This is a genomic window from Rudanella paleaurantiibacter (genome assembly GCF_009184635.1).
In the GTDB taxonomy this organism is placed as follows: Bacteria; Bacteroidota; Bacteroidia; order Cytophagales; family Spirosomataceae; genus Rudanella; species Rudanella paleaurantiibacter.
Map to the genome: position 1 here is coordinate 1 of NZ_WELI01000021.1, position 13,999 is coordinate 13,999.

The following is a 13,999-nucleotide window of genomic DNA, read 5'->3' on the forward strand; positions in this document are numbered from 1 at the left end:
GCTGTTTGAGGATGGCCACCATTTGCGATTCGGTGAATCGGTTTGCTTTCATTTCCCTTTTGTTTACCGTGAAAATTAAGATTTTTGCTCTATTTTTCACTGGCTCACTTTCAGGGGTTCAAGACAGTAGCAACTCGCTACGAAAAAACAGCCAGCAGCTTCTTGGCGATGGTTCATCTGGCTTCAAGTATGATTTTGTTGCTCTGATTGTCCACACACTCTAACAGAAGCGGTAATAGTACTTGTACAAAACCATGAAACGAACACTACCATTCCTGCTTATCACCGTGACCCTCACCGCTCAGGCCCAGCAGCCCAAAGCACCTCCACTCACCATCACAGCTGACTCGGTGGCCCTGTTCTCTATTGAGGAAGATGCTCTTCAAACGGGCCGTGAGCTACAGCGTCAACAGGGCTATGTCTCCCAAATCGAGCTGACTCCTCAGGGGGGCATCCGCTTTGGCGTTTGGCGGCAGCACAACACCTACCTCACGGCCCATAAAGCCACCCACCTCCGCACCGGGTTGAACGCCCTGCCTGCCCTCATGCATCTATAAACCCAGTCTGGAGAAATGATTTGTCTCAACATGATCTTGTAACTCGCCCGGTAAAGCCACATTCAGAGCGGGATTTTTGATCAGGGTTGTCTTATTTCTATTGCTTGAACGTACAAGGTGAAGTGTCTGATAAATAATAGTTTTCTGGAAGTCAGTCTGTTAGTTGCTTGTTCTTTTTTGTATTCGTTTCAGTACCGGAGATTGGTACAGTGAAGCGGTACTGGTCGGCGTTCCGATCCGCTCACCCGTAAGGCTAAAAATTGGCCTAATGGCCCAACCGAGCACCGCTCGATTGTACAAATGTCCAATACTCAGCGTGTTCGTTATGCATTTCGTTTTGACAGGATACCTACAACTTGAGGTAATTAGAGGTAAGTAATTTGGGGGGTAAACCTAATTTCGGGTAAGCGTCAGAAAGGTGTCTGACAGCTTCAACCAATCATTGACCCTGCGCTCTTAACCGATTAAGCGTAACGCGCAAAACGACCCTTCATGATGAATACCCCTACCAAAACGTGGACCCGCGCGGCTGTGCTGGCCCTGACCTTGCTCGGCCCGGCGGCCTATGCCCAACCGGGCAGACGCCTGCAAACTGGCTTTCAAAGCCCGCCCAATGCCGCCCGGCCCCGCGTGTGGTGGCACTGGATGAACGGCAACGTCACTAAAGACGGCATCACCAAAGATCTTCAGTGGATGAGCCGGGTGGGCATCGGCGGATTTCAGAACTTCGACGCGAGCCTGTTTACCCCGCTCGTGGTGCCCAAAAAGCTCGTGTTCATGACGCCCGAGTGGAAAGAGGCTTTCCGGCACACAACTCAACTGGCGCAGCAGTTAAACCTCGAAATGGCCATTGCCGGGTCGCCGGGCTGGAGCGTGACGGGTGGCCCCTGGGTGAAACCCGAAGACGGCATGAAAAAATACGTCTGGACCGAAACCCGCGTTCGGGCGGGCGGGCGTTTTGCGGGTAAGCTGCCGCAGCCTCCGGCCGTTACGGGGCCGTTCGGGCAGGCTCCGATGGAGTCGGGGCTGGGCAGTGCGCCGGTCGAAAATCCACCTACGTTTTACCGGGATGCTCTTGTGGTTGCGTACCGCTTGCCCGATACTGACAAGCCTTTTACGGACTTCAACCCGAAAGTGAACTCAAGTGGGGGCACCTTTACCGTGGCCGACCTCACCGATGGCAACATTGCCCGGTCGGGCTACCTGCCGCCCAAAGCCGTAGGCGAAGACATGTGGATTCAGTACGAGTTTGATACTCCGCGCACGGTGAAGGCGTTTTCGGTAGCCGGAGCCAATAAAAAACCGTTGCAGGAGTTCAACGGCGGGCCAGAAAACCGCACGTTTCAGGTGAGCGACGATGGCGTAAACTTTCGCGATGTGGTAGCTCTGCCGGGGAGTATTGTGCCGCTGAACACCCTCAGTATTCCGCCCACGACGGCCCGCTATTTCCGTATGGCGTTTAAAACCCTGCCGCCCGCACCCAATCCGTTTGCTGCCATGATGGGAGGCAAGACCGAACCACCCAAGCCCGAGGGGGTCAACGTGGCCGAACTGGTGCTGCACCTGGCCGACCGGGTCCATCTGGTCGAAGACAAAGCTGGTTTTAACCCCTGGAAAGAAGAAACGGTACCAACAGCCGCTACGGCCGACGCCATTGCGCCCGAAAGCGTGATAGACCTGACCGGAAAAATGCAGCCCGACGGTACGCTCGACTGGACACCCCCGGTCGGTACTGCCGACTGGGTGGTGCTGCGGCTGGGGTACTCGCTCACAGGTCGGCAAAATCACCCTGCCTCGCCCGAAGCCACCGGCCTGGAAGTGGATAAACTCGACAAAACGGCCGTTTCGACCTACATCAACACCTACCTCGACATGTACAAAGACGCTACGGGCGGCCTGATGGGCAGTCAGGGGTTGCAGTACATGGTGCTCGACAGTTACGAGGCCGGGCACATGACCTGGACTCACGCTATGCCCGAGGAGTTTGCCCGCCGACGGGGGTACTCTATGCTGCCGTGGCTGCCCGTGCTGACGGGTCGGGTGGTGAAAAGCGCGGGGGCAAGCGAACAGTTTTTGTGGGATTTTCGCAAAACCATTGGCGAGATGATTACCGACAACCATTACGATGTGATTGGCGAGGCCCTGCATAAGCGTGGCCTGAAACGCTACACCGAATCGCACGAAAATAAGCGGATTTACCTGGCCGATGGGATGGACGTGAAACGCAACGCCGATATTCCGATGTCGGCCATGTGGACGCCGGGTAGTTTGGCGGGCGGCAGCGACGAAGAAATTCGGAGTAAGGCCGACATCCGCGAGTCGGCGTCGGTGGCGCATATTTACGGGCAAAACTTGGTCGCGGCCGAGTCGATGACGTCGGTGGGGAATGCGTTTTCGTTTCATCCCGAAAAACTCAAACGCACCGCCGACATGGAGATGGCCTCGGGCCTGAACCGCTTTGTGGTACACACCTCGGTGCATCAGCCGCTCGACGACAAGGTGCCCGGTTTCTCGCTCGGGCCGTTTGGGCAGTACTTCACCCGGCACGAAACCTGGGCCGAACCTGCCAAAGCCTGGGTTGATTATCTGAGCCGGAGTTGCCACCTGCTGCAACAGGGTCAGCCGGTGGTCGATGTGCTGTATTACTACGGCGAAAACGAAAATATCACGTCGCTGTTTGCCAATGCCTTGCCGCCCGTACCCGCCGGGTATGCGTATGATTTTGCCAACGCTACCGTTGTGCAGAACGCCTTGCGCGTGGAAAACGGACAGATTAACGTGCCGAGCGGCCTCACGTACCGCTTGCTGGTGCTCGACCCCTCAGCCCGGTACATGACCCTGCCCGTGCTGCGGAAGCTGGGCGAACTCGTCAAATCGGGTATGAAACTCGTAGGGGCCAAGCCCGAACGCTCACCGAGCCTGAGCGACAATCCGGCTCAGTTTACGGCCTTAGCCAACGAAATCTGGCGCAACCCGAACGTATCGACCCGGCCCCTGGCGGAGGTGCTTCAGGCGTTGAATATCGCGCCCGATGTGGTGGTGTCCAATGCCCGTGCCGAGGTGCTGTTTGTACACCGCAAAACCACCGAGGGCGATGTATACTGGCTGTCGAGCCGTAGCGATGCCCCTAATACCGCCACCCTCAGTTTCCGCGTGGGCGACCGGGTGCCCGAGTTGTGGCACCCGCAAACGGGTAAAATCGAGAAGGTGTCGTATCAGATCAAAAACGGCCGCGTGGTGGTGCCCCTTACCTTCGACCCGTGGGATGCGTATTTCATTGTGTTCCGGCAAAAAGCCACTGCGCCTGCCTATACCCGCCCCGTCGCAACCGAAACGGCCGTGGTGCGTATCGAAACGCCCTGGACCGTGCAGTTTCAGCCGGGTCGAGGTGCACCGGCGCAGGCTACGTTTGCGCGACTCACCTCCTGGACCGACCATACCGATGCGGGCATCAAATACTTTTCGGGGACAGGCACTTACGAAAACACGTTTGAGCTTGCCGCTACCGACGTCAACGCGCGCTATGTGCTGGACCTGGGCGAGGTGAAAAATCTGGCCGAGGTGATTGTAAACGGAAAAAACATGGGTGTGGCCTGGAAAAAACCGTTCCGGCTCGACATTTCGGGAGCCCTGAAGCCGGGTAAAAATTCGGTGCAGGTAAAGGTTACTAATCTTTGGGTAAACCGCCTGGTGGGCGATGCACAACCGGGCGTTACCCAGAAGGTGACGTTTACGACCATGCCGTTTTACCGCGCGGAATCGCCCTTGCTGCCTTCGGGCCTGATGGGTCCGGTTTCGGTGGTGAAGCTGAAATAACGCGAGTTGTGAGGGAGGTACTTGGGCTGGTTTGTCTTTCGTCGGAAGGACAAACCAGCCCATTTCAATTACGTTTGTTTAAGTACCTGACCGGAGCCAATGCGGTATTTTACCCCTAACCCCTCCCCGCCAGGGAGGGGCCGGGGGTGGGGTGAAACGCCTAAAACCTACCCCGACTTAATCCTGCTCCATCGCTTAGAAAAACAGCGTCAGGCTCAGCCGGGCGAAAAAGGGCGTGCCGGGCGTGAAGTGAATCTCGTTGACAGGGGCCGCTTCGTTTAGCAGGCGGCTTTCGGTGGCAAACTGAGTTTCTTTCCAGCGGGTGTTCAGCAGGTTTTGCACCGAAAGGCCAAGGCTGTAGTTCTTACGGGTGTAGTTGGCCTGTAGGTCGGTTACGAAATAGCCTTTGGCCACAATCGAGTAATCTTCGTTGGCCGGGCGGTCGGCCATGTACCGGTACCGTAGCGAACCGCTAAAGCCCGACTCTGTTTGCAACGATAATCCCCCAATCGACGTGAGTACCGGAGCCAGCGGCAGGTAATTCTGCCCCGACTCAACGCCCACGGCTCGGGGCCGGGCGGTGTTGAGGTCAAGGTCGGCGTAGAGATTGGCGCCGTTGGTACGGTTGGTAATCTGGTACCGCACCGATACATCTACCCCCTGCCGGCGCGACCGTCCACCGGGCTCTACCACGCCCTCGTCGCCCACGTACACAAATTCCTGATCGAGCCACAGGTACCAGGCGGCCGCATTAACCAACAACCGGGGAACAGGCTTGAAAATAACCCCCGCATCGGCCCCGTAGGCACCGGGCAAAATCTCGCGGCCACCCTGCGGCACCACCACGCGGGTGTCGTTGGAGTGAAAACCCTTGCCCGTGTTGAGGTACAGTTGCAGGCGTGGATTAGCGGTGTAGTACAGGTTCAGCTTGGGCGACACAATGGCTTGCCGGGCGCGCCCCACGGTGGCAGGTTGGGGGAGCCGGTCGGTGTAAATATTGCGGAAATAGTCGACCCGCAAGCCCGCGTTAAGTGTCAGCCGGTCCGAAAACTGAATCTGCTCATCGGCGTACAGAGCCGCATTCAGCTCATCAATATCGCCGTATTGAACCCGTTCGAGGGTCTCAGTCCGGTTGCGGGTGTACGACAGCTCGGTGGGTACGCGCCCGCCCGTGAGGTCGTGCCGGTACTGCGCGCCCACGGTGGTGGTTAGCCGGATTTTGCCGAGGTAAGTTTCGTGGGTGTAGCTGCCCGTGTAGCCAAACAGGTTCCGACGTTCGCGCTGCCGAATCTGATCGCCATTGACCGAGTCGCGGGCGAAAAACGTGAAGTTGGAGTACAGCTCAAACCCGTAGTTGCTGTAGAAAAACGAGTTTTTGAATACGTTGTTGCCGGGCGTAACGGTCAGAAATTGCGCGTTGAGGTTGGTCCGGTCTGTTTCGCCCCCTTCGGTGGGGTCAATGGCCCCGAAGAAGCCAATCTGCCCCGAAGCCACGGCCCGGTCGGGTATCTGCCCCGAATGATTCCAGCGGCTCCAGAACGTCGAGCCCGTGAGAGTGAGGGTGGTACCGGCACCGATGTGCCCGTGGTACTTGCCCATCAGGTTGAACCGGTTGAACCGCTGCGGGCTATCGAAATAGGCGTTTGAAAAGGAGTACTCGGAGGCCAGATACGCCGATTGAGGGCGTCTGTCGTTCGAGCCTGACCGCCGGGCTTTGCCGAGCAGATCGACCCCGGCCACCGCCCGGAACGTATCGAACTGACCGCCTTCGAGCTTCACAAACGAGCGGTCGAGGGTAGTACGGGTCCGAAAATCGGCCCAGCCCGCCGTTACAAAATTGCCTTTGTCGGCCCGGTATGGCCCTTTCTTGAAATCGACCCCCTCAATCAGTTCGGGAATGACAAAATGCAGATCGGCATACCCCTGCCCGTGTGCGTGCGACACCATGTTGACGGGCATCCCGTCGACGGTGAGGCCAATGTCGGTGCCGTGATCCAGATCGAACCCCCGCAGAAAGAGTTGTTCGGCCTTGCCACCCCCGGCATGTTGGCCAATAAACAGTCCCGGCACCAGCCGTAGCACTTCCTGCGAGTTGGTAATGGGCCGGAGTTTAATGTCGAGGTTGCTGATGAGTTGCTGATCGTGGGGGCGTCCCGACGAAATGACCACTTCGCTCAGGGCCACCGGGGCCACGTTCATACCCGTGCGTAGGGTAGTGGTTTGGTCGTTTTGCACCGTCACGTCGACTATCTGGGTGGCAAACCCCACGTGTGACAGTTCGAGTTTGTAGGCCGACGCGACCAGGTTGTCGAATCGGTACTGACCCGCTTCGTTGGTGATGGTGGCCCGGTTCAGGCCCGTCAGTCGGACGGTTACGCCTTGCAGCGGGCGGTTATTGGTTTGATCGTAGACCGTGCCGGTCAGGTTGCCCAAATGCGCATAGGCCGAGAGGCTGATGCACAGGCAGCAGAGGATAGATAGAATGGTTTTCATACATGGCAAGGAAAGGTGCAGCCGAGAGGTGCACACGATGGGATAGATACTCAGGAAAGAGTAGGTCCTTGCCAGGGGGGAGAGAAAATTGCGTTGCAGACGCCCTCCGAACGCTTCAACCGGTACGTATTCACCACGATTCTCTCCCAATACGTGGGGGTGGGTAGCGGTCCAATAAGTTCGTTGGGTAAACAGTGCACATCCATCATTTTGAGCAACGACAACTGATGCTCCGACGCCTTGCGGGTTTCTTCGGCCTGATTGGCCGCCAGCTCGGCGTTTATTTCCTCCAGAAACGGAGCAATGTCAAGATGATGGCAATGCGGGCAATGGAGTTTGTGCTCCTCAAATTGATCGATCACGTAACGGGGCTCACCGGGCGCGTTCATATACCCTCCGCCCACTACCAGCAGGTAGTTGAGGAAGAGCATAATAGCGACCCAGGGTCTCGTTATCATGATTCGTTTACGCATTGACGGGCTTACGTTTTGGGTTTCTGGTTTTTAGCGGCCGGCGCTCCGGTTTTTAGTTGGCTTACGAACCGGTTTGGGTTGGTTATGTATCGTCAAAATTAGCCGTTGAACACGGTTTAGAGCACCGGATTAGTCTTTTTGGCGGCTGCAATCAGCTTGTTGCCTTCACCGGCATTGCCCAGCGCCAGCTGAATTTCACCCGCCCGTTTCAGCAGTTCGGGGTCTTTGCTGCCCGTGCGTAACGCAATTTTCATGTGCTCCTGCGCCTTTTTGGGGTCGTTCTTGAGGAAGTAAATGTCGGCCAGGGCGTGGTTCACGTCGATGTTTTGTGGCCGTTTGTTCAACTCTTTCTGGCCGTACGACAGGGCTTCGTCGAGGTTGCCCGCCTTGGTGTGCAGCTTGCAAAGTTCCAGATCGACTGTATGGCCCGACTGCGCGTCTTCTTCCAGCATTTTGGCTACCTCAGCGTACTTGTTGGCGGCTTTGGCTTTGTCGCCCTGCAAGGCGTAGATGTCGGCCATTTCTTCGTGAAACGAGAACTCCGGCATGATCGCGGCTGCTTTTTCGAGCGTAACCAGGGCTTTGTCGTACTCTTTCCGGGCTTTCTGGATACGGGCCTGACCGCTCAGGGCAAAGGCGTAGCTGGGGCGCAACACCAGAATTTCGGCGTATTGCTGCTCGGCTTTAGCCAGTTGGCCGGTGGTTTCGTACAGATGCCCAAGGGTTTGCTTACTCCAGCAGTGGGGTTCCGAACCGGGCAGGCCCGCCTGAACCGCCAGTTTCATGGCCTCAATAGAGCCCGGATAGTCGCCGAATAATTCGCGGAGGTACGATGCCCGTGAGTACGACTCCAGCGAGGGCTTCAGCACCTGCATCTGATCCGACATCTTCACGGCTTCGTCGTAGTTGCCCAGTTCCACATTGGCATCCACCAGAATGCCGTACACGTAGGCGTTGTTGGGGTTGATCTGCCGGGCTTTTTCGGCTACCTCTTTAGCTACCGAAAACTGGTGCTGCGACATTTTGACCGAGGCCTGAAACACCAGTGCTTCGAAGTTTTTCGGGTCGATAGTCAGCACCCCGTCGAGGATTTTCAGGATGGCGGGGTAGTAGTACGGGTGCTCGCCGGTAATACGGGCCTCCGACAGGTAAATGACCACGAGCTTGAGCCGGGGCTTTACATCGTTGGGGTTTTTGGCGATTTCGAGCTTCAGGTCTTCTACCTTCTGCTGCGTCTTAGGCCATTCAGTGGCTTTGGCTAATTCGCCTTCACGCTGATACAGGGATGGCAGTTCTGACGATCCAGTCGACGATGCCGTCTGCTCCGATTGTTTGGCGCAGCCAGTCAGCAGAAACAGGCCGACCAGTAGCGTAGCTATGGATTTGCGGGGTAATGAATTGATTATCATGATGAAACAGAGTTTTACTATGGATATTATTCTGCCGGCCGCCCGAAGGCGACCGGCAGTGCATTCGATGAGTGGATATAGCCTGAGTGGCTTTTATTGCCGTACTACGCGAATCGTCTGGGTGCTGGTTGGGGTAGCGGCCCGGATGAGGTACACACCCGGCTGGCTGCCGATTTGTACCGTCCGGTGCTCTACCGCGCCCGCCATACCCACCACTTGCTGGTGAGTCATCTGACCGCGGCTGTTCACCACCTGCAAGCGCAGTTGCTCGCCCGATGCGCCCTGCACCTCAATCATCACCTCGTCGGTGGTGACGGGGTTGCCCATAACCCGCATAGTGAGCGATGCGTCGCCCTCGTTGGCCAGACGGCCCCGTGCTCCGGCGCAGAAAGCCCGGAAGTCGAACGTCGAAGCTACCTCCGACATAGGGTCACCTACGTACCGAACCATAATCCAGATGTTACGGGTGTTGGGGTCGAGACGTACGCCCGGTTCCAGTACACGCGTGGTGGTGGGGCCGTAGCCTCCGTTCACGGCACCTACCGTACGGAACTCAACCGGGCGGTTGGGATCGCCACCGGTGCGGCCGAGCGTCACTTCACCCGTAGCACAGTTGTATGCTAGTACCGTTGCTGCCAGAGGCTGTGAGGCCGCCGGTACAAACGAGTTCGGGCCTACGTACTGATTGCCGAGGAATCCGCGCCAGGGGTCCTGTACGAATGGGAAATTCGCTTTGAACGTGGTGTCGTTTTTGGTAACACCCGCGTTGAAGCCCAGTACACCACCCAATTGGGCCGTTACGGGGCTTGGGCTCACACCCGGCGTAAAGTCGTCGTACCACAAACCGATAGCGGCCAGTACCACACCACCTACCGCTTGGAGCTCAATGGTGGTTACGTCGTCTTCCAGTCGGCGACCGTTGGGGAAACCGTCCATGTTCGGAATAAACTGGAGATTCGGGTTGGCATACGTCGGGTTCGTCAGACCGAGCACGGCTGCCTGCACCAGACCCAACGAACTAAAGTTCGGATCGTTGCGGGGGGTAGCGGGTACGGCCATGTTGAGCCGGAGCATATCACCCAGCGTGGGCAGGAAGTTGTGGATGAACGGCTTACCACTGGCCAGCGGGTTGCCATTTTTACCGGTTGCGAGCTGGTAGGGGCGCAGGTTAGGCACACCCGTGTAGAAGATCGGCAGCAGGTCGACAGCGCGGGGGCTGGCTGCATCGGGCAGCAGTACCGGACCAAAGGCGTTCTCGGCCAAAGCCGTACCAGCTACCGCCGTGCTGTTGCGCAGACCCGACAGACCGGGTTGACCGTTGCGGAAGTCAAAAGCCCCCAATGACTTCGACTGAATCCGCAACGGGGCCAGACCCGGCACGGCTGCACCAAACTTCGAGTCGTCCATGTAGAGGGCCAACTCGGGGTTGGTGAAGTACTTGGCAAACTGGAGGTCATTGCCGTTGTAAGGCGTCAGGGCGTTCCAGCGGTCTTTCATACCAACCGGGATTACGGCCTCGTTGGTCAACGGCATACCCAGACGCGATACCTGCACCCAGCCACCGTCCGAACCTACGTCACCACCCCGGTACAGGGTCGTAATCATCCGGCGGCTCGACGACGCCCATACACCGATTACGTAGTCGGGGTCGAGGATGTTGCTCGCCTGTGCCACCGTCTTGCGGTCTTTTTGCAGCGTTGCTACCGGCACCTCAATGGCAATTGTGTGGCAGTTATAGCGCGAAACCGCATCGCGGCCTTGCTTGCGGAAACCACCCACGTCAAATGCACCGCCCAGGTCAACGAAGAACGGATCATCGACCGGACCGCAGAATACCCGCTCGCCGGTTGACGCTGTCATGATCGACTGGTTAGCCAGAGCATTGTAGCTATTCGCTCCCAGACCAACCGATGGATTCTCGATTGACCGCGGGCCAATGTTGGCGGGCGGAACCGTACCACCGGCCACAATCACCTGAAACGTACGGCCACCGTCCATGCTGCGCTCGCAGGTGTAGGTCACCTTCTGGTTTTGCTTACCCAACCGGATGTTGAAAAACGTGGTGGGGTCTTCGTTGACCTTCGTGAAGGTGAAGCGGTACGTAATGTCGTCGCCGGGTGTGCTGGCGTTGTTTTTTACGTGAATCTCGTACCGGATGTTCTCGCCAAAGGTGTACCAGTTTGGCCCGCCATTGGGGTCTTCAAACGGGATGTAGTTGGCAATAAGCACAATGCGCTCCGCATTGGTTGGGCTTTTAAACGCGTAAACGTCGGTATTATCAGCCAGCGGATCATTCGAAATAAGAGGGGCTTCGCGGTGACTCGACGCGAAGGCCTGGCTAAGTGGCAAGTAAGCAAGTACGGCCACCAGCAAGAGAAATAATCTGTTTTTCATGTGTGTACAGATGAATAGTGATCGTGCCTTACTGGCGTGCCTGAACTGTATAGTCGAAACCTCTCCAGGGCGTCTGCACGTAGGGGAAGGTAGCCCGCAGGGTCGTGTCGTTTTTGGTAACACCCGCGTTGAAGGTCAATACGTTGACCAGGTTCTGCGTTACAGGGCTTGGGCTGGTGCCGGGCGTGAAATCGTCGTACCACAAACCAACGGCGGCCAGTACCACACCACCCACGGCTTGCAGCTCAATGGTGGTTACGTCGTCTTCCAGCCGGCGACCGTTGGGGAAACCGTCCATGTTCGGAATAAACTGGAGATTCGGGTTGGTGTACATCGGATCGGTCAGACCGAGCACGGCTGCCTGCACCAGACCCAACGAGCTGAACTTCGGATCGTTGCGGGGCGTAGCGGGCACGGCCATGTTGAGCCGGAGCATATCGCCCAGCGTGGGCAGGAAGTTGTGGATGAACGGCTTGCCACTGGCGAGTGGGTTGCCATTTTTACCGGTTGCGAGCTGGTAGGGGCGCAGGTTAGGCACACCCGTGTAGAAGATCGGCAGCAGGTCGACAGCGCGGGGGCTGGCGGCATCGGGCAGCAGTAGACCACCAAATGCCGACTCGGCCAGAGCCGTACCATTCAGAGCGGCATTACCTTTCAGACCGAACAGACCCGGCCGGTCATTGCGGAAGTCGAATGAACCAAGCGACTTCGACTGAATCCGCAGACCCCGGAGCGAGGGTACCGCACCGCCAAACTTCGAGTCGTCCATGTAGAGGGCCAACTCGGGGTTGGTGAAGTACTTGGCAAACTGGAGGTCGTTGCCGTTGTAAGGCGTCAGGGCGTTCCAGCGGTCTTTCAGACCAACCGGAATCACGGCCTCATTGGTCAACGGCATACCCAGGCGCGACACCTGAATCCAGTCGCCATCAACGCCTACATCGCCCCCTTCGAACAGGGTGCGGATCATCCGGCGGCTCGACGATGCCCATACACCGATCACAAAATCAGGATCAAGGATGTTGGTAGCCTGAGCCACTGACTTGCCGTCTTTCTGCAACATATTGACCGGAATTTTGAGGGCAATCGTGTGGCAGTTGTAGCGAGCTACGGCGTCTTTGGGTTTGTTTACCCCGTTGCCATCCGGCCGGAAGTTACCCAGATCGAACGCACCCGCAAGATCGACGAAGAACGGGTCATCGGCGGGGCCGCAGAATACCTGCTCACCCGTAGTGGCCCGCAGAATAGCTTCCTGACGCAGCGTTTCGTACGACTTGCCCAAACCTACGGTGCCGTTCTCGATCGAGCGTGGCCCTATGTTGTAAGCTGGCACAATGCCGTTCATCACGATAGTCTGGAACGTACGGCCGCCATCGGTGCTTTTCTCACAACGATAGGTCGTTTTGAGGTTTTGCTTACCCAACCGGATGTTGAAAAACGTGGTGGGGTCTTCGTTGACCTTCGTGAAGGTGAAGCGGTACGTAATGTCGTCGCCCGGTGTATTCGGGTTGTTCTTTACGTGAATTTCGTACCGGATGTTCTCACCAAAGTTGTAATAGTTTGGGCCACCTTCGGGCGACTCAAACGGAATGTAATTGGCAATAATCGTGATCGTATTTGGATCATCGGGGCTCTTAAACGCGTACACGTCGGTGTTGTCGGCCAACGGGTCGTTTGAGATGAGGGGAGCTTCGCGGTGGCTGGAGGCATAGCCGCTAACGCCCATCAGTAGTAAGGCACAACTGAGAATAAATCTTCTCAACTGTCCCAGTCGCGTGGGAGAGATACGCATACTGTTTAGGTGTTTACGTGTTGAACATGACTGGTGGTTCTGAATCAGAACCGCCATACATACTCCCAAACCAGGTATCTCAGATGTTGCCCACTCACTAAAAATTTAACTTTTACCTAAAATTTTGTAATAAATCACGAAAAAGTGCCGAGGGGTATATTTAAAGAGTGCGGGCCGCGGCCCGCACTCTTTAACTCGTTTACTCCTTCGCAAAGCTTGGTGTTTTACTGCTCGTTTTTACGTAGTTGCCGCTGACGGAGGCCCCGTTGCCGAAGCCGCAGTCGTAATCCTCGCCGACGTAGGCAATGCTGGCCCCGCCCTCAAAAAAGGTGATCTTGAGCGTGCATTTACCAAATTCGGTGCTCTTGTAAATGGCCTGATTAGCCCGTAGCCTGAGTGTCGTTTTGTCGATCATGGCCATGTTGTAGGAGGGCGCTCCCCGGTTGGCATCCATCGAAACAACCAGTTTATCAGTACCCAGTTGCTGTACCAGCAGGGTGCCCGCCGGGGCTCCTTCGTTCTTCCCGAAGTTGTAGCTGTAGGTACCCGTCAAACTGGTAGCCGATGGGGCCGGAGCCGGGCGGGTGCTTGTCTGCGTCAGTGAAAAAGAAAGCTCTTTACCGTTCTCTTTGGCCAGAAACCAGCTACCCAGATACCCTTTGGCCGACGCCTTTCCGTTGAAAATTCCCGTAACAGTCGCTTTCGGGTCGAACTCGTGCAACAGAATGTCGCTGCCATCGACCGTTCCGACTACCCGAATCGGGATGCCCGATCGCTTGTAAATCAGCGTACCGTGGGCCAGGTTATCGTACGTAGTGAGGGTCAGCGAAACCGGGTAGCGGTCGTTTACGCTGCCTTCGTAGGTGCGGAGGGTTCGGGTAGGGGTTGTTTGGGCCTGCGCCGACAGTGTCAGCAGGCTTAGTAAAGCAAACAAATAGCGCATGGTGGTTGTGATTTTGTCGGCAATTTACGGGTAGGTGTACCCCAAATACCAACGTAAACCCCATTTTTGCGCGCACCGGGCGAAAATTATCCCATTCGTTGCGCACCCGGCGCATCCCGATTTTA

General features: G+C 56.8%; 9 protein-coding genes. 3 read left to right on the plus strand and 6 right to left on the minus strand.

All coding sequences use genetic code 11. The features are described from left to right. The 3 genes from F5984_RS26705 to F5984_RS25795 all read left to right on the plus strand — a co-directional run. The coding region (locus tag F5984_RS26705) for a hypothetical protein (protein WP_221412978.1) at positions 1–224 on the plus strand (224 nt) is incomplete at its 5' end. A 30-nt stretch (positions 225–254) separates the two neighbouring features. Beyond that, complete coding sequence (locus F5984_RS25790) at positions 255–557, plus strand: hypothetical protein (protein WP_152127189.1); 303 nt, start codon at positions 255–257, stop codon at positions 555–557. 492 nt (positions 558–1,049) lie between these two features. Then, positions 1,050–4,373 (plus strand): glycosyl hydrolase, encoded by a 3,324-nt coding sequence (locus F5984_RS25795; RefSeq protein WP_152127191.1) that lies wholly within the window; start codon positions 1,050–1,052, stop codon positions 4,371–4,373. 195 nt (positions 4,374–4,568) lie between these two features. On the opposite strand, the gene F5984_RS25800 is transcribed toward F5984_RS25795, so the two are convergent. The 6 genes from F5984_RS25800 to F5984_RS25825 form a co-directional block, all read right to left on the minus strand. Further along, positions 4,569–6,866 (minus strand): TonB-dependent receptor, encoded by a 2,298-nt coding sequence (locus F5984_RS25800; RefSeq protein WP_152127193.1) that lies wholly within the window; start codon positions 6,864–6,866, stop codon positions 4,569–4,571. A gap of 50 nt (positions 6,867–6,916) precedes the next feature. Beyond that, entirely contained in the window at positions 6,917–7,324 is a 408-nt protein-coding gene (locus F5984_RS25805) for a hypothetical protein (protein WP_152127194.1), read from the minus strand. 131 nt (positions 7,325–7,455) lie between these two features. Further along, complete coding sequence (locus F5984_RS25810; protein ID WP_152127196.1) at positions 7,456–8,748, minus strand: tetratricopeptide repeat protein; 1,293 nt, start codon at positions 8,746–8,748, stop codon at positions 7,456–7,458. A gap of 93 nt (positions 8,749–8,841) precedes the next feature. Next, on the minus strand, positions 8,842–11,142 hold the full coding sequence (locus tag F5984_RS25815) for a DUF4331 domain-containing protein (protein WP_152127199.1): 2,301 nt from the start codon (positions 11,140–11,142) through the stop codon (positions 8,842–8,844). A gap of 28 nt (positions 11,143–11,170) precedes the next feature. Beyond that, complete coding sequence (locus tag F5984_RS25820; RefSeq protein ID WP_152127248.1) at positions 11,171–12,865, minus strand: DUF4331 domain-containing protein; 1,695 nt, start codon at positions 12,863–12,865, stop codon at positions 11,171–11,173. Positions 12,866–13,130: 265 nt separating this feature from the next. Further along, the gene (locus F5984_RS25825) at positions 13,131–13,874 is read right to left on the minus strand and encodes a hypothetical protein (RefSeq protein ID WP_152127201.1); all 744 of its coding nucleotides are present in this window, start codon (positions 13,872–13,874) and stop codon (positions 13,131–13,133) included. Positions 13,875–13,999 lie beyond the last annotated feature (125 nt).

What these genes read in the sequence shown, in the direction of transcription:
- F5984_RS25820 (WP_152127248.1), bottom strand. Translation starts at nt 12,865, where the DNA reads ATGGGCGTTAGCGGCTATGCCTCCAGCCACCGCGAAGCTCCCCTCATC.
- F5984_RS25790 (WP_152127189.1), top strand. Translation starts at nt 255, where the DNA reads ATGAAACGAACACTACCATTCCTGCTTATCACCGTGACCCTCACCGCT.
- F5984_RS25795 (WP_152127191.1), top strand. Translation starts at nt 1,050, where the DNA reads ATGATGAATACCCCTACCAAAACGTGGACCCGCGCGGCTGTGCTGGCC.
- F5984_RS25825 (WP_152127201.1), bottom strand. Translation starts at nt 13,874, where the DNA reads ATGCGCTATTTGTTTGCTTTACTAAGCCTGCTGACACTGTCGGCGCAG.
- F5984_RS25815 (WP_152127199.1), bottom strand. Translation starts at nt 11,142, where the DNA reads ATGAAAAACAGATTATTTCTCTTGCTGGTGGCCGTACTTGCTTACTTG.
- F5984_RS25805 (WP_152127194.1), bottom strand. Translation starts at nt 7,324, where the DNA reads ATGATAACGAGACCCTGGGTCGCTATTATGCTCTTCCTCAACTACCTG.
- F5984_RS25800 (WP_152127193.1), bottom strand. Translation starts at nt 6,866, where the DNA reads ATGAAAACCATTCTATCTATCCTCTGCTGCCTGTGCATCAGCCTCTCG.
- F5984_RS25810 (WP_152127196.1), bottom strand. Translation starts at nt 8,748, where the DNA reads ATGATAATCAATTCATTACCCCGCAAATCCATAGCTACGCTACTGGTC.